Source organism: Chryseobacterium sp. Bi04 (genome assembly GCF_918698085.1).
GTDB lineage: Bacteria > Bacteroidota > Bacteroidia > Flavobacteriales > Weeksellaceae > Chryseobacterium.
This window is the reverse complement of sequence record NZ_CAKKLP010000009.1, coordinates 58,203-82,512: the sequence shown is the minus strand read 5'-3', so window position 1 is coordinate 82,512 and position 24,310 is coordinate 58,203. Positions and strand designations below refer to the sequence as shown.

Here is a 24,310-nt window from a genome sequence, read left to right as displayed (position 1 = left end):
AAAATGTTTTTTTTAATAAAAAAATATTTCTTTTTATGATGAGTTATTATTATATTTAAGTTCACAATAAAATAAATAATATGAAAAATTTGAAAAAAATGTCAACACAAGAATTAAAAACAATTTTGGGTGGGGCTGCACCTGAGTGGTGTGTTGGTTCTGGTGGATGTTGGGATCATAAAACAAAAAGCTGTTATTCAGCTGGACAATGTCCTTAATGTAATCTAAAAAAAATGAATTCTCTTCTAATACTAACTCAGTATTCAACAAAATTAAACGTTGAAGAGTATGTCTAAAAATAACATGGTATTAGTCTTAGAAAAAGATCTATTGGAAAACCGCCGAAATGCGGCTTTTTTTAAGTATACAATAAAAAGAGGCCTCAAAAGACCTCTTTTATATTTTTTATTCACCTTTGCACTTGATTGAAAATGGTAAGCAGGCACCCCAGGCTTGGCATTGTCTATAGCCATCAGGGCAGGTTCCCCATGGTTCGCAGCAGGGAGCGTTTCCTCCATTAATCTGTTTAAGTTCTGTTTTAGAGATTTTTCTTAGATTTTTCATGATATATTTTGTTTTAATTAGTAAAATAAATATAGGAAAATTATTGGTAATTTATTGCTTTTCAGTGTAATAATGTGAAAAATAAATTAAATAATTGAAACTCTGTGATCTTGATGTATAGGGTTGTCTTTTTTATTTCACTAAATTTGTACTTCAAATTTTTGAGATGAAGTAAGGCTATTCCATATAGCTTTTAAAAAAGTAATATATACACATGAATATTAAAGATATTATAGAAGGGAAACTTTCAGAGGTTATTTTAAATGTATATCAATTAAAAGACATTAAGCTGGAGGTTCAGGAAAATAAAACGGAATTTGAGGGTGACTTTACCATTGTTACTTTTCCGTTGGTAAAACAATTAAAGAAAAATCCGGAAAGCATTGGAGTTGAATTAGGGGAAGCTTTAACGGAACAATCAGATTTATTTGAAAGCTTTAATGTGGTAAAAGGTTTTTTGAATGTTAAAGTTAAAAACCAGTTGTTTGTGGATAACTTCAGATCCGTAAGCAATGGTTTTTCAACAATAGAAAAGAAAAATGCTACAGTAATGGTAGAGTATTCTTCACCGAATACCAATAAGCCTTTACACTTGGGGCATATCAGAAATAACTTATTGGGATTTTCTGTAGCACAGATCTTAAAAGAGGCTGGCTATAATGTGATCAAAACGCAAATTATCAATGATAGAGGAATCCATATCTGTAAGTCGATGTTGGCTTGGGTGAAATTCGGAAATGGAGAAACCCCCGAAACAACCAATACCAAAGGAGATAAATTTGTAGGAAACTACTATGTAGAATTTGATAAAAAATACAAAAAAGAAATTGCAGATCTTGTAGGACAGGGAGTAGGAGAAGAGCAGGCTAAGAAAGATGCTCCGATGATAAAAGAAGCGCAAAAAATGCTTTTAGATTGGGAAAATGGAGATGAAATGGTAAGAAACCTTTGGGCAGAAATGAATTCTTGGGTATATAAAGGATTCAATGAAACCTATAAAAGATTAGGTGTTGATTTTGACCAGGTTCAATACGAAAGTAATACTTATCTCTTAGGAAAGGATCTTATTCAGCAAGGGTTGGATGACGGAGTTTTATATCAAAAAGAAGATGGCTCTGTTTGGTGTGATCTTACGGATGAAGGACTTGATCAGAAGTTGTTATTACGTTCTGAGGGTACATCCGTTTACATGACACAGGATTTAGGAACTGCTGTTGGGCGTTTTAAACAAAACGATATCAAGAAGCTGATTTATACCGTAGGAAATGAGCAGGATTACCACTTCCAGGTCTTATTTAAGATTTTAAAGAAGCTGGGCTATGAATGGGCAGACCAGCTTTATCACCTTTCTTACGGAATGGTAGAGCTTCCTGAAGGTAAAATGAAATCCCGTGAAGGAACGGTAGTAGATGCTGATGACCTGATGCAGGAAATGTATGAAACAGCGAAATCTAAGGCTCAGGAGCTTGGGAAACTGGAGACCCTTTCAGAAGAAGATAAAGAAGCTTCTTATGAGACAGTAGGACTTGGAGCATTAAAATATTTTATGCTAAAAGTAGACCCTAAGAAAAAAATGCTTTTCAATCCTGCCGAAAGTATCGATTTCAACGGGAATACGGGACCATTCATCCAGTATACTTATGCACGTATTCAGTCATTATTATCTAAAGCAGGTTATACCCAGAAAGAGACAGCTGATGTAGTTTTCAATCAATCTGAGAAAGAACTGATTATGCAGTTGACCAACTTTAAGACTGTAGTAGCCAAATCAGCAGAAACATTAAGCCCGGCTTTAGTGGCTAATTATGTATATGATCTTGTGAAAGCATATAACTCTTTCTATCAGAATAACCCAATCCTGATTCAGGATGATGAAAATGTAAAACAATTCCGTCTGAATGTTTCAGACCTTACAGCCAAGACGATTAAAAAATCTTTAGAGCTTCTGGGAATCGGAACCGTAAACAGAATGTAGAAAATAATACGCCTCCTGAATTCAGGAGGCATTTTTTTTGTAAAATATATTATATAATAGCAGTGAAAAGCCGGAGAGTAGAAGCTAGATAAAAATTCTTTACATTAGATTAAAACCCAAAAACTACGTTTCACACCCTTCTTCTTGCATCATGTATCCTGCAGTTTATCATCCTTACCATGCATCTGCTTAAGGCTATCTGCATATAGTTTCGCAGGACTCCATCTTGCATGTTTGGAAAGAACCACTTTGTATCCTTTTTTGTACGTGTAGACTTTGGTGAATTTGGCACCGAAAAATATCAGCATACAGGAATAATTGATCCACATCATAATCAGAATCACAGTTCCGGCAGCTCCAAAAGTGGAAGTGGGCTTTACCTGGCTGAAATAAAGACTTAATAGAAACTTTCCTAATGTAAATAGAGCGGTTGTTAAAAAAGCACCTCTCCACACCGATTTCCAGGAGATCAGTACATCCGGAAGAACCTTAAACATTAAAGCAAACAAAAGCATGACGAGCCCAAAACCTATGGCAAAGTTCACTAATTCTACAAGCATATAAGTTTCAAAACCGAAATATTGGGTAATGATTGTATTAAAAAGACTGATAAGGGAAGATAAGATCATCGTGATCATCAATAAAAAGCCCAGGATAAGAATCATTCCCAAGGAATTGGCCCGGTCCAGTAAAAATTTGAGCAGCGCTTTTTTAGGAGCCGCTTCTACATCCCAAAGTGCATTGAGTGAATGTTGAAGTTGAAAGAAAAGAGTTGTAGAACCAAAAACTAAAGATCCTACTCCTACAGCTTTCATAAAAATGTTTTTTTTGTCAATCAGTGCTCCAGCCAGCATCCCTTCAATACTTTTTGCTACGTCAGGTCCCATAATGCCGCTGATCTGAGTGCTGATCTGTCCACGTATAGCTTCTTCGCCAAAAAAGTTCCCCAATACCCAGATAATAATGATTAATAATCCCGGAATAGAAAAAATGGCATAATAGGCCAGACTTGCCGAGTCTTTTGACGCGGAAGAGCTGTTCCATTCTGTAAATGTTTCTTTTAGAACCTCCCAGAAAAATTTTATATTATTGATCATATTAAAATGGATATCCGATGGCAATATTTAAAATAAGATTATCTTTTCTCCAGCTGGAATCTCCGAAATTAATTTTATCGAAAGCCCATCTGTCTCCTTTTTCATAATAAGGTACCCGCAATGGCATAGCTAAATCTAATCGTAAGATCAGAATAGAAAAATCAAGTCTCAGACCAACTCCTGCTCCCACAGCAATTTCATTTAAAAAATCTTTTGAGAATTTGGCGCCGGGTCTATCTTTATCACTATTGATCAGCCATATGTTTCCGGCATCCACAAAAACTGCAGCATTCAGAAATTTATATAGATTAGCACGGTATTCGGCATTGAATTCCAGCTTTATATCTCCGGACTGATCAAAATAGGTCCCTTCCTTTAAGGTTCTGGGATCAAAACTTCCGGGTCCTAATGTTCTTGCACGGAAAGCTCTTATACTGTTACTCCCTCCTGAGAAAAACTGCTTGGAAAAAGGAATAAATTCTGAATTTCCATATGGATAAGCTATTCCGGCAATTACTCTTGTTGCCAATGAGGATTTCTCTGTAAACTTATGATAGAACCTCAAATCATTTTCAATCTTAACATATTGACTGAAAGGAATTCCAAAAATTTCTTTTTGTTTATCTTTCTTTACATTGGCTCCAGTAACCAGTCCTGTAATATTTCCTGCCAGGTCAAGCGTTCCTTTATAGTAGAACGTATTTGTTCTGGGAAGCATTGTATTAGTATAGGTAAAAGAATAGGTAGGTCCAAAAATAAGCTGTCTCTCTATAATTCGCTGCATGGCAGGTTTACCTTCGGATTTCATTATGTATTCCTCTGTAACTTTAGCCGGAGAAACCAGGGTAATGTCAATTACCTTCAGTTCATGCTCTTTTCTGGCATTTTCTTTCCAGATATACCCAAATGATCCCGTAAAGTTATTCAGCGTATAATATTTTGTTCTGTTCTGAAATTCGTATCCCAATGTGATATTGGTTCTTGGTACAAACTCGCTGGAAGAATGGAAACGGAAAGGTGCTACAATTCTTGGGATGGAAAGCTGCACATTTGTTCCTCCACGGAAAATATTGTTGGCATCTTTAGGACCACCCATCTGGAAATCAAAAGCTCCATAAATAGCAGCTTTAAATTGCTCAGCCCCACGGAAGAAATTCCGGTGTGTCCAGTTCAGATTCAGCTCACTACCGGCATAGTTTGCGGAGTTTGTTCTGCCCAGTGCTTCCAGGCGAAGTGACTGGATTTGCCTTGGAGTCAGTAAATAATAAGCATCAAATTTATGAGATAACGAGTCAGCGACAACAAATTCATTCTTTACAAACTTGAAAACTCCCAGACTTATTAACCGGTTTAGCGTAAGGTTATGGTTGGAACGGTTATAAAGATCTCCTTTTTTAAAATATAAAGCTCTGTCGAAAATTTTTGGTTTGAATTTATGTTGCGGATCAATAACATACATATCACCGAAAGCATACTTAGAAAGGGAGTCTTTATCCATTGGGATACTGTATTTCCCATCTTTTACATCCTGGATATTATAATTGGGAAACACAATCACCTTATCAATACTGAACTGTTGAGTGGCCAGATCCGGAGTATTATCTTTAAGCTTTACGTTGAGCTCAACCTTATGATTTTTATTCACAGTACTGTCTGCCTGTACAATAATATTATCGGGGTGGAAGTAATAAAATCCTCTTTCTTTTAAGCCATTATCAATTCTTTCCCTTTCAGTCTTGATGACATCCAGATCAAAGGGTTTTCCGTTTTTAAGAAGTGTTTTATTGGTTAAACTTTGAATTTCCTGATTAACGAGGGTAGAATCTTTCTGGAATTTTACGCCCTCAATCATATATCTGGCACCAGGTCTTACCGTATAAATAACCTGAGCTTTTTTGTTCTTTGAAACCGTATCATAAGTTGCCCGTGCATTGAAATATCCTTTATTTTCAGAATAGTTTTCAATAATGTCTTTATTGAATTCACGGTCTACATCACCTAATAATACAGGCTTTTCACCTACTTTATATTTAAGCCAGTAATTAAAACCTTTGTCTTTTTTGGGTTCCTTAGCTATATTATAGAAATATAACTTTGGACGAAGTCCCAGAAATGTAGAATTCGGTTTGGGAGTAAGGTTGGCTTCCAGTGCTGACTGGAGGTCTTTTTTCTCTTTTTTCGAAATAGTGTCATTTAAGATTTTTACCTCTGCACCGGTATAGAGCATCTGACCCTCTCTTAAATATTTGGTATTGCTACAGGAAATCGCTACCGATGAAATCCCGGAAACAAACAGATATTTACAATATGTATGGAACTTATTACTCATTATTTAAATTCTACCACTTGGTTATTTTGATTCTTTTTAGGTTTCTTCTCCTTTGACTTTTGAAATATTTCCCGGAATTTGTCATAATCCAATGTAATGATAAATCCTACTCCGGTTTCTATGATCTGCCCCTGAAGAGCCACCTGATATTCATCTTTACGGTAAGCGCGCAGCATGTATCTGCCGTCTTTAGACAGGCTGTAGTCCACAGAGACATTGCCGGCAATATTCGTCATGTTTTCATTTTGACGGGCATCACCCTCCAGTCCGAAATTACTTCCTACCGTTACTTTCAGTCTGTCATTCAACAGTTTTTTGCTGATATCTACATTAAGGTCTGTTCGGGTATTTTTCTGTCCTGTTGAATAATCATCTGAGGAATCAAGCCCGAAATTGAGATCAACCCCTTTTATCAGCCCGGCAGCAAGATTATTCAGCTGCTGGGAGAGAATTTTACTCACACTCTGTCTTGCCATGGTTTCTGCAGACATTCCGGCACCGCTTTCAAAAGGATTTTCTCCAATAAAACGGTTCAGGAGAAGTAAAGCAAATACCTGCTTATTCAATTCAGATTCCTGGGTTCTGAGCTGGGCCAGTTTCTGATCAACAATATCTTTTACATTAGTTGCTACAGCATTATTTTTTTCTTCTGTGGTAACATCAAAGCTAAGCTGTGGCTTCAGGAGCTCTCCTTTCATTTTCAGTAAGGCATTGAATGGTATCCTCTGCTTAAACTGATTCATAAAGGATGCTCCTCCGTCAGTACCTATCTGCTGTTCTACAAGGTCAATAGGAGCGGCTTCAGTCTTATAAACTGCGGTAATATCCATGATGGCTGTCGTAGGTTCTCCGGTCCAGGTAATGGTGCTTCCTTTCTGAATATCAAACTTACGTTTCAGGAAGCTCACAGAAAGGTCATAGCTTCCTTTTTCTACTTCATATACCCCTACAAGTGTAGTTTTCCCCGACGGATCTATTCCTCCGGTAAGTTCGGCCTCTCCCTGAAGCTGTACAAAATCCCCGTTGGCCTTGTCTATGACAAGTGAAATTTTTGCTTCTTTGCTTACCTCAATATTAACACTTACATCCATTCCTTTGATACGGCTTTGTGCATTAAGAGAGTCTGCTTTTATCGTTTTATTGAGGACCACCTGATCCTGATCAATAAACTCTACAATGCCGTCTCTTTCCTGCAGGGATGGGGAAGACTGAGGAAGTACAAAAGTGAAATCAGTATTGTCTGCCACGTTTAGTCTTCCGTCTACCTTTGGCAAATCAAGATTTCCACGGATACGAAGTCCGGCATCAATAGCAAGAACACCATACATCATGGCATCATTTGATTTCTCAGAGTTCACCACTTTAAAATCTTTAGCATTTACATTAAGATTAAAGGCGAAATCCCTATAAGTCTGAGTAAGTACTTGCCCATCTACAACAAGAGCGTTTCCGTCTTTATCGTTGATCTTAAATTTACTAAATTCAATACCACGGCTGGTAAAGTCTATCTCATCATTGAGCTTTCTGAAATCACTTCCTGTTTTTGCAATTTCAAGACCGGCATCATTGAATTTTACTTTTCCTAAGATATTGGGTTTTTCCGAACTGCCTGTGATTTTTAAATTCCCCGAGAGATACCCCTCCGTATTGGTAATTGCATTCATGGAAAAGCCCTGGATACTTTTCATCTGAAGCTGATTGATAGCCATATTCAGATCAAAGGTGCTTGAAGAAGTATTATAATCTCCAAGAATTTTCACATCATTATTATTTCCGGAAAGAACGATATCAGCATTTAAAAGATTCGGTGAAGAATTATTCACCTTTACAGCAAGATTTCCGACAGGACTTCCATATACAATCAGATTTGAAATATTTAAATCCGAAGTGAAGGTCATCTTTTTCATCACATCCCTCAGCTGAGCCGTACCATTAATGGTACCTTTTGCCAGAACCGTATCTTTTTTAATAAGTTCTGTAATGGTTTCAATTTTAAAATCTTTCAACGAAATATTCAAAGGACTGTTTGGGCTGTCATTCTCCGACTGAAGAGAGATTTCACTTCCTCCATTAGACAGGATGAAGTTGTCTGCTAAAATCCCTTTATTACTGATCTGAATTTTATTGTTTTCGGCAACATTCCAATCTGCATAGTTGAGTTTTAGCCCATTGGGATTCAATGATATTTCTGTAATGTCATTCAGTGATTTTGCATTTCCTGCAATGAGGAACTGAGTGGCATCTTTATCATCTTTAGTAGTAACATTGTAATTAATCGTATTATCGGCTACATCTCCACCAATATTGATTTTCTTTAAAGTTAAGCTGGAACTTTTCAGAGCGGCTACATTAAGGTTATACTGTAACGCCTGATTTTCATTCGTGACTTTCAGTGCTGCATTTTCAATGGAATTTTCACCATATAGCAACTGGGGAATTTGCCCGTCAATCTCAATCTTCTGGGAATCTGCATCATAATTTCCTGTCAGATTAATGGTTTCAAAACTCTTCAGGTCAGGAACAAATTTTCTGATAAGGTCATCATTTTTAATCTTTGCCAGAAAGTTAAAATGCTGCCCCGGATCAATTTTCTGTGTTTTATCCGGCTTCTGAAACTGGTAATACTGATTGATGGTCTGCGTTAAAGCTCCGAAGATCTGAGTGAGCTTGTATTTTCCTTTTAGCTCAACATCTGCAATTTGAGAATTGAATATAATCTGTGTTGAATCGTTGGTAGAAGATGCTTTTAAATTGACTTCCTGCACAGGATAAACTTCTTTGGTATCGGAAAAAGCAAAATCTTTAAGGTTTAAATAGCCATTTAGGTTATTAGGATCTAAACTGCTAAAGTCTCCATCAATTTTTCCGGCAATAATCATCTGTTTATCGTAAAAGCCAAGCTTGTTAACATCCAGTTTGATGATCTCTCCATTTACTTTTACCGTAGGATTTTTTTCATTATAAACACCAGACGCGGTCAGTTGTAAACTGGCATTCGGATCTTTGGAATCTAAAATAATATGATAAACCCCTTTGTTAATTTTTCCAGTCAGATTCATATGCTGGTATCGGTAACCTTTATAGACCGCCGAAGCTACGCGCCCTTTTAAGTCTGCATTGGCATTTTTAAAATCAAAGCTTTCTCCTTTTGCTGCAATCTGGGCTGTGACAGGACCGATATCTTTATTCTGAATGATTTTTCCCACCTGTACTCCCTGAAGATTGGCTTTTATATCATACAATTCATGATTTTTTCTGCGTATATCAACATTTGCAATGATTGCTGCATTTCCAAGCGTAGAATAAAGATTGAGATCTGTGCTGACTACTTTTGTAGTGCCTTTTGCGTTTCCTTTAATGCTGAAATGAGAAGGAAGGGAAATATTGGAAGGAATTGTATTTTTAGGGACAAGATTGAAGATTGTTTTGGCACTGGAAGAAAATTCTCCGATTCTTACATCATAATATAACTGATCGGGATTCATTGCATTTTTGATCTTTCCTGAAGCCACTACTCTCAACTGATCCAATCCTGATACTTTAAGATCCTGGATTAAAAGATCATTGACACTTCCTTTTACATTGGCATTCAGATTTAAAACAGCATTCGGATATTTGTTGAATGGAACAGTATTTTTTAAAGTGGGAACAAGATTCAAAATATCAGAAAACCCGATTTTTGAATCTTTAATAGTAGCTGAAACTTTAACAGCACCCAGATTTGAAGTGAGCTGGTCAATAGAATTATAATTTAGGATCACCTCATCCCGCAAAAGGGTTTTGGGAGTTTGAAGGTAAAGACTCTTAAGATAAGCCTCTTTTTCCCCATACACGAAATCTGTATTGAATTTCTGAATATTCAAACCTCTGGCTTCCTGAACTTCTGCAGAATTTACTGTTCCGGCAAACGTATTATTCTCCATTTTGAAGCTTCTCACCTCCATATTCATTTTTGAAAAGTTCAGATGATTGAAATCCATTCCCTGTTTGGTAGGAGCAATTGCTGTATTGTTGTAGGTAGCTTTTACATCATTAAGAACAAGTTTTCCTAACAGCAGTTTCATGGCTTTATCCTGATCTGATGCCTTGGAAACTTCAGCTTCTTTTTTATTTTTTGGATTGGTATTCTGAGCCGGAAGATAAAGGTTAGCATTAATATCTGCTCCGGATAAAAATACATTGGCAACGCTGTAGTTATTATTCTCAAGATCAATTTTGTTGACTTTCGTACTGAGCTCTTTAAACAGAACTTTAGCGAAAGTCTTAGTATTTTCGTCTCCGTAGTCAATGTCGAAATTGGTGAGCTTAATTCCTCTTAGCCCAATATTCATAGGCTTTTTTTCATTGAGTGAATCTACTTTTTTCTCAACTTTTTTGGAAACCTCTTCTACTAGGCCCTGCTTTAGTTTTAATTTTAATCCATCAAGGTTAATATCATTAACAGCATAGGTATTTTTAGTAAGATCAAACTTTTTAACCCTGGTATCGAAAGATGTAAAATAAAGGCTAATATCATTTCTCGACTGCTGGTCGTTAAAAGTGACTCCTACGTCTTTTAAATTAATTTTATCAAGAGAAATAATGAAAGGTTTGGAAGGGCTTTCTTCTTTATCACTGGTAGCAAAAGCATCAATAATGTAATCAAAATTAAATTTACCGTCGGGTTTTCTTACAACATGAGCACGGGCTCCCTGCATATCTACAGAGGTAATATCTGCGGTAGAATTGATGAGCTTTAGCATATGTAAGCCTACATCCAGCTTTTTTACAGACAAAAGAGTATCCACATCCTGTCCTTTGAGATAAAGATTTTCAATAACAAGACTGTTTGGAAATCCGATATAAACTTTTTCAAGGCTTACCTGGGTCTTGATTTTTTTCTCAAGATAGACGATAAGTTTGTCTTTAATAAAGTTCTGAACGGCTGGAAGCCTTAAGCTTAGGATCAACAGGGTAAGGAGAACCAATATCGAAATAAAGGTTATTGCAATACGCCTTAAGAGTTTTGTAATGTTGATTTTTAGTTTCAAATGCGATGTGGTTTCTGACAAAGATAATAATACTAAATTATTTTCACTTTGCTGTGGTACCCTTGCAAATGCAAAAATCCTGCCTTGGCTGTCTTATTATGGAATTTTTAGTCTGTAGTTGTCAAGTGAATAGTTGAGCAAGACGAGCCAAGGTGTGGATTTTATTCTTTAAAAAGCCCCCTTTATATCATTTTTTGATGTTGAAATATTGAAAAGGTTAGTTAGCAAAAATGAAAATTCAAATGTAGTTCTAAAGGGGGCTTGGCATTATTTGTATATTGAGATAATTAGTTTTTAATTGTTTCCGTTTTCCCATTTCACCTCTTCTCCCTGTGCTGCAGCGCCGCCCTGCGCAACTGTAATAGGAGAGGTTTCCTGGTTAATATGATAAACATAGGCAGCAATTTTTTCAGCATCTTTTCCTGTAATGGTTCCGTCTTTTATGAATGGTCTCATGGTAGGATTGTTCGGAGAACCGTTTTCAAGCATCCAGAAAACATTTTTAAATAAACTTTTTTCTTTGATGTTGATCCAGTGGGTGTCGGTAAGGTTGGGGCCAATACCTCCTTTTCCACCATCTCCGTGACAGGTCACACAATTGGATTTGAAAAGTTCCTGTCCTTCTGCAATATTGTCTGCGCTGTATTTTGCGGTTTCCAGATTAATTTGAGGTGCCGTTTTTTCAAATTCTGCAATGGAAGCCAGCATTGTTTTTGTTTCTTTGGTATATTCCGCTTCCGGGTGGGCATAATCTGTAAAGCTAAAAGCTGTTAAATACACAACACAGAAAATACATCCGAACCAGAATAAGCCGATCCACCATTTCGGAAGTGAATTATCAAGCTCTGTAATGCCATCAAAACCATGGTCAATAAGAATATCTTTTTCCTCAGTGACAGATTGTTTTTTGAAAGCAGAGTTCCATAACTTTTCATAATAGGGAACACTCTTTTCCGCCAGATACTTTTTTTTCTCTTCATCCGATAGTCTGCTGAAACTTTCATTTTCAATCATATCTCCTATAGAATTCATGATCATCAGAAGAATGATGGCAATAAGTATCAGCGCCCAGAAAAATGGAGAAGAAAAATATCCGGAATCACTGGCGAACATTTCAAAGGCCATGATCGTTAAACCTAACGTTGTTGCGATATATATTGAAAGTGGGGTTCTCGTTTTCATTGCAATACAATTTTAATGATTAGTCTGCACTTGCTGTTTGAATCTGTGTCGTTTTGATATCTGTACCTAATCTTTGAAGGTAAGCGATCATTGCCACAATTTCTCTTTGTTCAAGTGGTACATAAGCAGATCCTTTTGCTATTTTTTCTCGTGCCATCTGGTCTTTTACATCCGTAGCTTCTGCATAAATTCTTTTTACAATATCTTTTGACTGGTTGTCTGCCCATTGGCTGGCAGAATCAATCTGAGCTTTTGTATAGGGTACATCAAAAGAATTTTTCATTAATTTTATTTTATCAACCATTTGGGAACGGTCCAGTTTATTGGTAATTAGCCAAGGGAAACGGGGCATGATGGATCCTGCAGAAGTAATTCTTGGGTTGTACATATGTTTAAAGTGCCATGAATCCGGGTTTCTTCCTCCTTCTCTGTGAAGATCAGGCCCTGTTCTCTTGGATCCCCATAAGAATGGTCTGTCGTAGATAAATTCTCCAGCTTTGGAATACTGCCCGTTTTTACCTTCGAATCGTAATACCTCATCACGGAAAGGCCTGATCATTTGGGAGTGACAAGAGTTACATCCCTCACGGACATATAAATCCCTTCCTTCCAGTTCCAGTGGTGTATATGGCTTTACCGCAGTAATAGTAGGAACACTTTGCTTAAGGGATAGCGTAGGAACAATTTCCACAAGCCCTCCAATGGCAATTGTAATAAATGCAAGAATAGATAGAAGTGCAGGAGTTCTTTCCAACCACAAATGCACCCCTTCACCTTCTTTTCTTCCTGTACCGATATTGGCTAAAACTGGTGCTTCAGCAGGAACTTCTTTTTGGAATGAACCGGCTTTAACCGTTCTGATCACATTGATTACCATTAAAATAGCTCCGGACAGATAAAGGATACCTCCTAAAAATCTCATTTTAAAGTAAGGAATGATTGCTGTAACAGTATCCAGCCAGTTTTTCCACAATAATGTTCCGTCCGGATTGAATTGTTTCCACATTAATCCTTGTGTGAATCCAGAAATATACATCGGTACTGCATAGAAAATAATTCCTAATGTTCCCAGCCAGAAATGCCAGTTGGCTAATTTTTTAGACCAAAGTGACGTTCTCCACATAATAGGAACCAGGTAATAGATCACCCCGAATGCCATGAAACCATTCCATCCAAGAGCTCCCAGGTGTACGTGACCGATAACCCAGTCTGTAAAGTGACCGATTTTATTTAAAGATTTTGTTGCTAATAAAGGTCCTTCAAAAGTAGCCATACCATAACAGGTAATTGCTACTACGAAGAATTTAAGGATAGGATTTTCTCTTACTTTATCCCATGCTCCTCTTAAAGTAAGAAGACCATTTAACATTCCTCCCCAGGACGGAGCAATAAGCATAATAGAGAATCCTGTTCCTACGGCCTGTGCCCATGCCGGTAATGCTGTATATTGCAGGTGGTGAGGCCCGGCCCAAAGGTATACAAAGATCAACGACCAGAAGTGAATAATAGACAGTTTGTATGAGAATACCGGACGTTGTGCCGCTTTTGGCATAAAGTAATACATCAGACCTAATACAGGAGTGGTCAATACGAATGCTACCGCATTGTGTCCATACCACCATTGTACTAATGCATCTTTTACACCTGCATATACAGAATAAGATTTCCAGCTTGTGAAAGATAAAGGAACCTCAAGGTTATTAAAGATGTGAAGCATGGCTACAGCAATCCAGGTTGCCACGTAGAACCATATCGCCACATATAAATGTCTTACTCTTCTTTTGGCGATCGTTCCAAACATATTGATCCCGAAGATCACCCATGAGAAGGTAATTAATATGTCGATTGGCCACTCATGTTCAGCATATTCTTTTGAAGTATTGATTCCCATTAAGAAAGTAACCACTACAGTAATGATCATAAATTGCCATGACCAGAAATGTAACCATGATAATGTATCACTGTACATTCTTGTTTTCAGGAGTCTTTGCATACTGTAATAAGCACCACAGAAAAAGGAATTACATACGAAAGCAAAAATGACGGCACTCGTGTGAAGCATTCTGATTCTTCCAAAGCCTAAAGCACCCTGAGTGTTGATCAGTCCCTGAATATTTCCCGATGCTAAACTTTTTATAGTGGTGTCATCTGTACCGAATAAAAATTCAGGTAATTCCGGGTAGAAAAGCATTAATGCTGCAGTAAGTCCCAGCAGAAATCCGATGAGCCCGAATACGATAGTAGCATAGAGGAATGCCCTGACAATATTATTGTCATAATTAAATTTTTGCGTCTCCATAAATTCCAATAGTGTTTACCGAAGTGATATTTTCTCTGAAACAGACTTATTTTCTGTCTTTTTCTATGATGAAAATAAATATCATGTAATGTGTATTATGTTTTGCCAAAGGTATTTATTAACTTTGTTAGAGTCTAATAGGTAATCTTCTAAACTATACCAAAAACTACTAAAACAGAAATGATGAAAGTGTGTGGCCAAAATATCAGGAAAATTCGTAGGAGCAGAGATCTTACTCAGGAATATATGGCCTTCGAAATGGGTATTTCCCAGAAGGCATACTCCGATATTGAAAATTCCAAGGTGAAGATCAATCTGGATATCCTGACTAAAATTTCAGATATTTTAGATATTAAACCTTCTGACATCTGCAGTATCTCACACAAATGTGGAACTGACGATGGATATGAGGATAAATACCAGAACCTTTTGGAATATATGAAGAAGAACAATATTTCAATTCCGAAAGAATATCTTTAAAAATAAAATAGCTTTTTTGTTTTTCGTGAGCCGGAATTGTCAATTTGCCCTATGGAACGAGAATTTCTGTGAAAAGTTTTTATATATTTAGCGCCTGAATAATTCATTCTATGAGCAACGAAAATAAAACAGGACAAAACGAAACTTTAGTTAGAGGATTAACAAACCGACATATACAATTAATTGCCCTTGGAGGTGCCATAGGAACCGGATTATTTCTAGGAATTGGACCCGCAGCTGTATTAGCCGGGCCCTCGGTTATTTTAGGGTATGCCTTAGCCGGTATTATTGCTTTTTTTATTATGCGCCAGCTTGGTGAAATGGTAGTTCAGGAGCCGGTATCGGGAAGTTTTAGTCACTTTGCCTATAGATATTGGGGAAATTTTCCGGGTTTTGCTTCCGGGTGGAATTACTGGATTCTCTATATTCTTGTAAGTATGGCCGAATTAACGGCTATTGGGCACTATATCCATTTTTGGTGGCCGGAAATACCACTCTGGGTTTCCAGTTTATTCTTTTTTGTAGTGATCACAGCACTCAACCTTGCTTCTGTAAAAGTATATGGAGAAACTGAATTTTGGTTCTCTATCATCAAAGTGGTAGCCATTATTGCTATGATTGTTTTCGGAGTATATCTGCTTATTAGTGGAACGGGAGGAGAGAAGGCTACTGTTACAAACCTATGGAATGACGGTGGTTTCTTTCCAAAAGGGCTGTTTAATAAAACGGAAACCGGATTTTCAGGTTTGTTTGCTGCCATGGCCATGATTATGTTCTCATTTGGAGGATTGGAACTGATCGGTATTACAGCAGCAGAAGCTAAAAATCCTGAAAAAACAATTCCTCAAGCTACTAATCAGGTGATTTATAGAATCCTTATTTTCTATGTAGGAGCATTAGTGATCTTATTTTCATTAAGCCCATGGAGAGAAATTACAGAAGGGTCAAGCCCGTTTGTAATGGTTTTTCAAAACTTAAATGGCCTTGAATTCAGTCTTTTTGGTAAAGTAATTCAGTTCAATACATTGATTGCGAATGTTCTTAATTTAATTGTTTTGACAGCTGCTTTATCAGTTTACAACAGCAGTGTTTACAGTAACAGCCGGATGCTTTTTGGACTTGCCCAGCAGGGGAATGCCCCGAAGTTTTTGAAAAAACTGAATAAAAATTCTGTCCCTACAAATGCTATCCTAATTTCCTCATGTTTTGCCGGAATCTGTATCATCATTAATAAACTGGTTCCTGAAAAAGCTTTTGAATACCTAATGGCTTTGGTGGTATCTACATTAATTATCAACTGGCTGATGATATGCTATACCCATTTGAAATTTAAAAAATCTATCAATAAATCAGGGATTCAATCCAAGTTTCCGTCCATATTCTATCCTGTATCCAATTATATCTGTATTGCCTTTTTGGTTTTAATTTTAATATTGATGAGTATTACAGGAATGGAAATTCAGGTAATTTTAATTCCGGTTTGGCTGGGCTTTTTATTTGTAATGTATAAACTGTATAAACCGAAATAAAATATAAAACAATCATATGTTTTAAAAGATGAAAATAAATTTATTTTTATCTTTTTTTGTTTTCCTCTATATAGGTAATTGTATCATATTAGTATAAAGCATTTGACAGCAGATTGGATTGAATTATTATTGGCATCGGATATGTTTTCTTATGGGGTATAAGGTTAAATAGCTGACCGGAAAAATGAATTCATCTGCGATTTTATTCACTATGTGCGTCATTTTTTGTACCTTAGTAAAGACAGTATTTCAAATTTAGGTGAAAATTATAGCCTGTCTGAAAATGCTGTCACGGAGATGCCGAACACCGTTCATAAAGTAGGCAACATTAAAAAGACACCTATGGCCAATTTATTTCAAACCCTTACAAATACTGTAAAACATTGGTATATCCCATTGATTTTTGGGATTCTTTTTCTGATCTGTGATTTTTATGTATTCAGTGTGCCGCTTGCCACTTATGTTACACTTTCTATTTTCTTTAGTGTTTCATTCTTATTTTCGGGAATTACGGAAATATTCTTTTCCATTCAAAACAACAAATCCTTACAGGGGTGGGGTTGGTTTCTTGTAAGTGGATTATTAACCACAGCAATAGGGCTTTACCTTATTGCAAATCCCCAGATTTCAATGGCCGTACTTCCGTTTGTTGTAGGATTTACCTTACTGTTCCGTTCTTTTCAGCTACTGGGCTTTGCTTTTGATCTGAAAAGTATGAAAATAATGAGCTGGGGAAATGTAGCTCTTGCCAGTGCCGGAGGAATTATATTTTCTTTACTGCTTATATTCAATCCTATATTTACCGGAATTTCTTTGGTTACCCTAACCGGAGTTTCCTTTATCTTTATGGGAATTGCCTCTATTATGCTGGCACTGGATTTACGGAAAGTTAAAAAAATTCCTGGAAAAGTAAGCCAGGAGCTGAGAGACCGGATTAAATCTATTCAGGATGAAATTGATGCGCTGAAAAAATAATTGATTATAATATTAGACCTCTTGCTGAGGTCTTTTTTTTGTACCTGTTTTCTACAATTATCCATAGGATATTTACCTTTGGTCAAACTTAAAGATGGAAAATATATATTCGGAATTGAAAATAAGTGAGATTAAAAATCTCATACATGGTTTACTTGGAGAGCTAAATAAGCTTGATAATGCGGGTACAATAACTTTAAGAGAGGATTTATACTGGAATATTCTTGAAGGAGAATTGTATAACTCGTATGAAGAACCTAAGGGCTTGACAATGGGAAGTCTGAAAGAAGATTGGGAATTTTTACAAAAAGTTGTTAAAGGAGAGAGGGAGATAATAGATTATGATTTGTGTAAGCTGGCGTCAGTCTTAAGATTCTTAGGAAATAAGTGCATATTATTACAAAATAAGGTTTTATAAAGAACAAAAACCATCCTTAGATAAGGATGGTTTGTAGACCCACAGGGATTCGAACCCCGACTGACGGTACCAAAAACCGGAGTGCTACCGTTACACTATAGGTCTGTTTTATTTTGGTGGTGCAAATTTACAGCTTTTTTCTTTACTTACAAGAACTTTTTAAAAATTTTTCTAAATTTACTGTGCTTTTATGAATACTAAAATATGGTGATAGACTTCAATAATCTCAATATTAATAATTTATCGTTCAATACGGAATTTGAAAAAAAAGTTGAATCCTTTTTAGAAGAATGGTCTTTTAATGCCAACACGGTAAAAGTGCAGACTTCAGGTTCTACCGGAACACCTAAGATTTTTGAAATTGAGAAAAGTAAAATGATTAATTCTGCGGTAATGACCTGCAACTTTCTGGGATTACAAAAAGGGGACAAGGCGCTTTTATGTCTGCCGGTAGAATATATCTCCGGGAAAATGATGGTAGTGCGTGCTATAGAAAGAAAATTAAGGCTGATAGTATCAGAACCATCCTTACGACCTGTTGAAAACGTAGAGGAGGAAATAGATTTTTGTGCAATGACTCCTCTTCAGGTAGAAAATTCATTGGATAAGCTTCATTTAATAAAAAATCTCATTATTGGTGGTGCTGCAGTTTCCGAGAGTTTAAAAAATAAAATTCTTAAAATGAATCTGAATATTTCAAATTGTATTTTTGAAACTTATGGAATGTCTGAAACACTTTCTCATATTGCATTAAGGCAGCTGATACCCGAGCCGGAAGACTATTTTACTGCTTTTGAAAATGTAAGTATTTCTTTGGATGAAAGAGCATGTTTAAAAATTTTTGCCCCTGCTGTAAATGATGATGTATTAATAACCAATGATTTAGTTGAAATTAAAGGTGAAAAACAGTTTAGATTTTTGGGACGGATTGATAATGTAATCAATTCCGGCGGTGCAAAAATTTTTCCGGAAACTCTTGAAGCCCTGGTGAAAAAAATGATCCCGAATGAAGTTGTATTTTTAGGACTAAAAGACGAGAGTTTGGGCCAAAAATTGATACTGGTTATAGAAGGAAATAAATCTGAGGACCTGATCATGAGGATTTCAGAAATATCATTTGATAAAAATTTCCACAAACCCAAAGAGATTATTTTTATAGATGAAGTGCCAAGAACGCCAAATGGAAAAATAAATAGAATAGAACTGTACAAAAAGATAAATGAAAGGGCTTGATTTTTTCTTGTTCTAAAAAGTAAATACAATGAAAGACTTTTCAAAAGAACTCAGTTTCAAGACCTCCCGGAGTAGTGGGGCAGGAGGACAAAACGTGAACAAAGTAGAGACTGCTGTTACCGTACTTTGGGAAGTGAGTGCATCTGTTTTTTTTCATGAAGATCAGAAAGCATTAATATTGGATAAACTGAAAAACAGAATCAATGCTGATGGAGTTTTATTTTTAACTGTTTCTGAAAGCAGAACCCAGCTGATGAATAAAAATAAAGCGATAGAAAAAATAATTGAACTGGTGAACAAAGCTCTCATTGTTCCCAAAAAAAGAACTGCTACGAAACCCTCAAAAGCTCAGAAACAGAAAAGATTGGATAGTAAGAAAAAGCTTTCTGATAAGAAAGAAAACAGACGGTTTAAATTGTAGTTGTTTACTCAGAAATAACGATTGCTTTCAGTATGTTGAAAGATATGATAATGGTGGAAAAATATTAATTTGACGATGATTTGCCGCTGGATTTCGATTTTAAGTCCTATATTTGTTAGGATTAAAATACAATATAATGACAGCAACAATCTTTTTATCTGCAATACGCCGAGCGTCAGGATTGCTGCTGTCATTACTTTATCTACATAGAGATTCTTTTCTTAAAAGTTCTAAGGACTTTATCAATTAAGCCCTGTCAGGATCCAAGACAGGGAGACTTTCCAAACTTTTTATCTATTATTTTTGCAGTTTTCTATCCATAGAATACAGTATATCTATGCTTATATTCTACATTGGATCATAGGAGAATGACCGCAATTTAATCTTAAAATTGAAAAAATGTCCGATCATATTATTGTAACCACAGGGATTTATGATGCCATAAAAGATACACTCAGAAGAAAGAAAGTAAGCATTCAGGAAGAAAACAGACTTTCTCAGGAACTTAGAAAAGCTAAACAGGTTTTAAGAAGAGATTTACCTGCTGATATCGTAACTGTTAACAGAAAAGTGACTTTAAAGGATCATACCCTGGATTTGGAGCACGAATATATTTTTGTGCCTTCTACTCAGGCAAAACTTAAAAAGAATAAACATTCCATACTTTCTGATATTGCCCTTGCCGTTGTAGGCTATAAAGTAGGAGATGTTATAGAATGGCCTTTCAAAGATGGAGAACGTAAAATTGAAATCCTGAAAGTAGCTCCTTGGGAAGGATAAATCTTTGTTGAAAACTATTAAATTACAATGAAAGCGGGGTTCACTTTGAACCCCACTTTTTTAATTTCATTAGTTCAACTGTTTTGGAAAACGCAAAGGCGCAAGTTTTTTATAATGTGTGCTTTAAATCGCAAAGATTTTATCTCCGATAAAATTGAAATTGTTGAATCCATATACATAACCTTGCTGAAAATCTTAGATTTTCTTGCGCCTAAAAACTTTCACACTACATGAAAAGTTCTTTTTCGCCTTTGCGTTTCCCAACAAAACAGCTTTAGCATTTAACAAATGATAAAAAAGAAGACCTCCATTATACTTTCTTCAAGTGCGTTGACTGCATTCCATTTTTAAGTTTTATCTTTGCAAAAATTAAAAAAAATGAACAAACCAATTTCTGAGTTTATAGAAAAATATTTTCTGCATTTCAATGCGGCAGCGTTGGTAGATGCCTCTAAAGGATATGTGGCGCATCTTAAAGATGGTGGAAAGATGATGATTACTTTAGCAGGAGCAATGTCTACTGCTGAATTAGGTAAAATCCTTGCAGAAATGATCCGTCAGGGAAAAGTGGACTTCATCTCTTGTACAGGAGCAAACCTTGAAGAGGATCTTATGAACCTTGTGGCTCACTCCCACTACGAAAGAGTTCCTGACTATAGAGACCTTACTCCACAACAGGAATGGGATCTGTTGGAGAGAGGATTAAACAGAGTTACAGATACTTGTATCCCTGAAGAAGAAGCATTCAGAAGATTACAGAAACATATTGTTGAAATCTGGAAAGATGCAGAAGCGAAAGGAGAAAGATATTTCCCGCACGAATTTATGTACAAAATGATCCTTTCAGGAGTATTGGAGCAGTATTATGAGATTCCTAGAGAAAATTCCTGGATGATTGCTGCTGCAGAAGCAAACCTGCCAATCGTAGTTCCGGGATGGGAAGATTCTACAATGGGTAATATTTTTGCTTCTTACTGCATCAAAGGAGAGCTTACAGCTACTACAATGAAGTCAGGAATTGAGTATATGACTTACCTTGCTGACTGGTATACTAAAAACTCAGGAGGTAAGGGAGTTGGATTCTTCCAGATAGGTGGAGGTATTGCTGGGGATTTCCCAATCTGTGTAGTACCTATGTTATATCAGGATATGGAAATGCATGACATTCCTTTCTGGTCTTATTTCTGCCAGATCTCTGACTCTACAACATCGTATGGTTCATATTCAGGAGCGGTTCCAAATGAGAAAATCACTTGGGGTAAACTGGATATCACTACACCGAAGTTTATCGTTGAAAGTGATGCAACGATCTGTGCACCATTGATGTTCTCTTACATCTTAGAAAATTCTTAAGAATAAATTTCTCAGAAGAGATGACTATAATAGACGCTTCAATTGATTTGGAGCGCTTTTTTATTTCTGGTGTTGTTTGTTTGTTTGTTTGTTTGTTTGTTTGTTTGTTTGTTTGTTTGTTTGTTGGAAAACGCAAAGGCGCAAAGAATGGTAAATAGCATACTGTTTTAAGACGCAAGAAAAATCAAAGATTTTCAGCAGGGAAAATGAAAGGATATGAGATTAAATTTCAAAATCTGCGTAAGCTGCAATATCAACGAGATAAAATAAACTATGCACTGTGCAATTTTATCGCAGATAAAATCTTTGCGCCTTACAACATGAAGTATTCAAGTCTTTTGCGCCTTAGCGTTTACCAACACATTCTATCCTAAGATCTGTGTCATCTGTAGTTCTTAAAATTTATAAAACCATTGAATTTACGGGTACAAAATAAGGATATGCCAAGATTCTTTTTTAATTTTTAATTTTGATCGATTTGTTTTAAAGTGGCTTTCTTTTCTGATGTTGGCTTTGTTTGAAAACGCAAAGGCGCAAAGAATGGTAAATAGCATACTGTTTTAAGACGCAAGAAAATCAAAGATTTTCAGCAGGGAAAATGAAAGGATATGAGATTAAATTTCAAAATCTGCGTAAGCTGCAATATCAACGAGATAAAATAAACTATGCACTGTGCAATTTTATCGCAGATAAAATCTTTGCGCCTTACAACATGAAGTATTCAAGTCTTTTGCGCCTTAGCGTTTACCAACACATTCTATCCTAAGATCTGTGTCATCTGTAGTTCTTAAAATTTATAAAACCATTGAATTTACGGGTACAAAATAAGGATATGCCAAGATTCTTTTTTAATTTTTAATTTTGATCGATTTGTTTTAAAGTGGCTTTCTTTTCTGATGTTGGCTTTGTTTGAAAACGCAAAGGCGCAAAGAATGGTAAATAGCATACTGTTTTAAGACGCAAGAAAATCAAAGATTTTCAGCTGGGGAAATGAAAGGATATGAGATTAAATTTCAAAATCTGCGTAAGCTGCAATATCAACGAGATAAAATAAACTATGCACTGTGCAATTTTATCGCAGATAAAATCTTTGCGCCTTACAACATGAAGTATTCAAGTCTTTTGCGCCTTAGCGTTTACCAACACATTCTATCTTAAGATCTGTGTCATCTGTAGTTCTATAAAAATTTTATAAAAACATCAATCCATTGAATTTACGAGTACAAAATAGCGATACGCCAAGATTCCTTTTTCAATTTTTGTTAACTGGTTAGGATCTTTCTTACTCAGAGATGGAAGTACCTTTTTATTGACTGCATTCAGCAGCCGGAAAAATGATTTTTTCATATCTTTATCTTTTAAATGAAACATCATTGAATCCATATGAGTTCAAAAATAATGCAAATCTTTTGAAATCCGGATTGTATGGTTTTCAATTACTTAATCAACTACAGAAAGGTATGGATGAAATTTTCAAACAACAGGTCTACGAAGTGGCGAAACTTATTCCCAAGGGCAGGGTTTCTACATACGGAGCTATAGCCAAAGCTGTGGGCTACCCGAATCATTCCCGTCATGTAGGGAAAGCTATGGGAGGATGTCCTGAAGATGTTCCTGCTCACCGTGTGATTTCAAGTTCAGGAGTGCTCTCTGTTCCTGAATTTCAACCAAAGCTGGAAGCGGAAGGTCTTACGATAGAAAATCTTAGGATAAAAAATTTCAAAAAACTGTTTTGGAATCCGATGGAAGAGCTTTAATACATTTATATTTCCAATAATTAGCTTCCGATAGCTTCTTTTACAGCTATAGCAAATGATTTTGCTTTGGTATAAAGATTTTAGTCTACAACCTATATTAAAAAATTCATCCACCGGCATTGCCAATGGATGAATTTTTTTGTAACAGTGAGTGTAACTTATTGAATTATAGAATAAATACGCCTGTTCTAAACAGTTGTTATTTCAGACTTTTCAAGTTATCTTTCAGCCTTTTATTCTCTTCTTTTAATAAGGTGATATAAGATTGTAGGTTCTCAACAATAGTTCCTGGGATATTATCATAATTATTCTGAGTCACGATGGCATTTGCAGATTTGTCATTAAATACCGGATGATCATTATTCACAATAATTTTAGATTCCTCTTCCTCATATATTTCTTCTACAGGAACTTCTAAAAAACGGGCAATTTTGTCCCATTCATCTTTAATGATCTTTACATCACCACTTTCTTTTCTGCTGTAGTTGGATACATCCGTTGCGATAAAATCAGCTACCTGTTGCTGGGTATAGCCTTTTTGCTTTCTTATGATGCGTAATTTTTCTTTTTGCATGACCGACATTTTATACAAAAATGGCAAAAAAGCATAAGCTATACAATAAAAAGTAAAAAAAAATATGTTTTAAAGAATAAGATTAAAGATAAATGAAACTAAACTTAAAAATACAGGTGCTATTTGATTTAATTGTTGAAAATTTTCTTCGTATTAGCCGTTTATTTTGCAATAACTTCCGAGTGATCAAAGATTATTTGGTAAGAGATGAGATTTAAACCTTATAGGTTTCTAAAACCTATAAGGTTTAATACAATAATATATTCATTTAGATTACTGTTGATGATTTTTGGATTGTTTTTATTTTTTGTAAA

At 35.9% G+C, this 24,310-nt stretch carries 18 protein-coding genes and 1 tRNA gene; 11 read left to right on the top strand and 8 right to left on the bottom strand.

All coding sequences use genetic code 11. The features are described 5' to 3' along the window. The first annotated feature begins 80 nt into the window (after positions 1 to 80). A complete protein-coding gene (locus tag LQV47_RS14710; RefSeq protein ID WP_230038125.1) occupies positions 81 to 218 on the top strand; it encodes a hypothetical protein in 138 nt (45 codons plus the stop codon). A gap of 560 nt (positions 219 to 778) precedes the next feature. Continuing rightward, positions 779 to 2,539, top strand: coding sequence for an arginine--tRNA ligase (argS, locus tag LQV47_RS14705; protein ID WP_230038123.1), 1,761 nt, complete (start codon positions 779 to 781; stop codon positions 2,537 to 2,539). 149 nt (positions 2,540 to 2,688) lie between these two features. Here argS and LQV47_RS14700 read toward each other — a convergent pair whose 3' ends face one another. The 5 genes from LQV47_RS14700 to ccoN form a co-directional block, all read right to left on the bottom strand. After that, complete coding sequence (locus LQV47_RS14700; RefSeq protein WP_230038121.1) at positions 2,689 to 3,636, bottom strand: YihY/virulence factor BrkB family protein; 948 nt, start codon at positions 3,634 to 3,636, stop codon at positions 2,689 to 2,691. A 1-nt stretch (position 3,637) separates the two neighbouring features. Beyond that, on the bottom strand, positions 3,638 to 5,965 hold the full coding sequence (locus tag LQV47_RS14695; protein ID WP_230038119.1) for a BamA/TamA family outer membrane protein: 2,328 nt from the start codon (positions 5,963 to 5,965) through the stop codon (positions 3,638 to 3,640). Continuing rightward, positions 5,965 to 10,995: a translocation/assembly module TamB gene (locus tag LQV47_RS14690; protein ID WP_230038117.1), complete on the bottom strand. Its 5,031-nt coding sequence runs from the start codon at positions 10,993 to 10,995 to the stop codon at positions 5,965 to 5,967. The genes LQV47_RS14695 and LQV47_RS14690 overlap by 1 nt, the downstream gene beginning before the upstream one ends. Before the next feature lie 294 nt (positions 10,996 to 11,289). Next, complete coding sequence (locus LQV47_RS14685) at positions 11,290 to 12,177, bottom strand: cbb3-type cytochrome c oxidase N-terminal domain-containing protein (protein WP_230038115.1); 888 nt, start codon at positions 12,175 to 12,177, stop codon at positions 11,290 to 11,292. A 19-nt stretch (positions 12,178 to 12,196) separates the two neighbouring features. After that, positions 12,197 to 14,476 (bottom strand): cytochrome-c oxidase, cbb3-type subunit I, encoded by a 2,280-nt coding sequence (ccoN, locus tag LQV47_RS14680; protein WP_230038113.1) that lies wholly within the window; start codon positions 14,474 to 14,476, stop codon positions 12,197 to 12,199. A 180-nt stretch (positions 14,477 to 14,656) separates the two neighbouring features. Between ccoN and LQV47_RS14675 the strand changes: the two genes are divergently transcribed. The 4 genes from LQV47_RS14675 to LQV47_RS14660 all read left to right on the top strand — a co-directional run bounded on the left by LQV47_RS14675 (position 14,657) and on the right by LQV47_RS14660 (position 17,878). Further along, entirely contained in the window at positions 14,657 to 14,956 is a 300-nt protein-coding gene (locus LQV47_RS14675; protein WP_228406077.1) for a helix-turn-helix transcriptional regulator, read from the top strand. Between the two features lie 110 nt (positions 14,957 to 15,066). Continuing rightward, entirely contained in the window at positions 15,067 to 16,485 is a 1,419-nt protein-coding gene (locus LQV47_RS14670) for an amino acid permease (RefSeq protein ID WP_230038111.1), read from the top strand. Between the two features lie 342 nt (positions 16,486 to 16,827). Further along, a complete protein-coding gene (locus tag LQV47_RS14665; protein WP_230038109.1) occupies positions 16,828 to 17,460 on the top strand; it encodes a DUF308 domain-containing protein in 633 nt (210 codons plus the stop codon). 94 nt (positions 17,461 to 17,554) lie between these two features. Then, positions 17,555 to 17,878 carry a hypothetical protein gene (locus LQV47_RS14660; RefSeq protein ID WP_230038107.1) on the top strand — a complete coding sequence of 108 codons (324 nt, stop codon included), beginning with the start codon at positions 17,555 to 17,557 and terminating at the stop codon, positions 17,876 to 17,878. A gap of 34 nt (positions 17,879 to 17,912) precedes the next feature. Here the strand turns inward: LQV47_RS14660 and LQV47_RS14655 are convergent. Continuing rightward, positions 17,913 to 17,983: transfer RNA gene (locus LQV47_RS14655), tRNA-Gln, on the bottom strand. Between the two features lie 99 nt (positions 17,984 to 18,082). Between LQV47_RS14655 and LQV47_RS14650 the strand changes: the two genes are divergently transcribed. The 4 genes from LQV47_RS14650 to LQV47_RS14635 all read left to right on the top strand — a co-directional run bounded on the left by LQV47_RS14650 (position 18,083) and on the right by LQV47_RS14635 (position 21,665). After that, positions 18,083 to 19,111, top strand: coding sequence for an AMP-binding protein (locus LQV47_RS14650; protein ID WP_230038105.1), 1,029 nt, complete (start codon positions 18,083 to 18,085; stop codon positions 19,109 to 19,111). 28 nt (positions 19,112 to 19,139) lie between these two features. Then, on the top strand, positions 19,140 to 19,532 hold the full coding sequence (arfB, locus tag LQV47_RS14645) for an alternative ribosome rescue aminoacyl-tRNA hydrolase ArfB (RefSeq protein WP_230038103.1): 393 nt from the start codon (positions 19,140 to 19,142) through the stop codon (positions 19,530 to 19,532). Between the two features lie 399 nt (positions 19,533 to 19,931). Further along, positions 19,932 to 20,312, top strand: coding sequence for a GreA/GreB family elongation factor (locus LQV47_RS14640; RefSeq protein ID WP_230038101.1), 381 nt, complete (start codon positions 19,932 to 19,934; stop codon positions 20,310 to 20,312). 378 nt (positions 20,313 to 20,690) lie between these two features. After that, positions 20,691 to 21,665 (top strand): deoxyhypusine synthase family protein, encoded by a 975-nt coding sequence (locus LQV47_RS14635; RefSeq protein WP_230038099.1) that lies wholly within the window; start codon positions 20,691 to 20,693, stop codon positions 21,663 to 21,665. A gap of 1,200 nt (positions 21,666 to 22,865) precedes the next feature. On the opposite strand, the gene LQV47_RS14630 is transcribed toward LQV47_RS14635, so the two are convergent. Further along, positions 22,866 to 23,012, bottom strand: a complete 147-nt coding sequence (locus tag LQV47_RS14630) for a hypothetical protein (RefSeq protein WP_230038097.1) — start codon at positions 23,010 to 23,012, stop codon at positions 22,866 to 22,868. On the opposite strand from LQV47_RS14630, the gene LQV47_RS14625 reads away from it, so the two are divergent. Further along, entirely contained in the window at positions 23,000 to 23,422 is a 423-nt protein-coding gene (locus tag LQV47_RS14625) for an MGMT family protein (RefSeq protein WP_354960975.1), read from the top strand. The two genes, LQV47_RS14630 and LQV47_RS14625, sit on opposite strands and share 13 nt — an antisense overlap. 199 nt (positions 23,423 to 23,621) lie before the next feature. Here the strand turns inward: LQV47_RS14625 and LQV47_RS14620 are convergent, their stop codons facing one another. Continuing rightward, entirely contained in the window at positions 23,622 to 23,996 is a 375-nt protein-coding gene (locus LQV47_RS14620; RefSeq protein ID WP_230038095.1) for a helix-turn-helix transcriptional regulator, read from the bottom strand. Between the last annotated feature and the right edge of the window lie 314 nt (positions 23,997 to 24,310).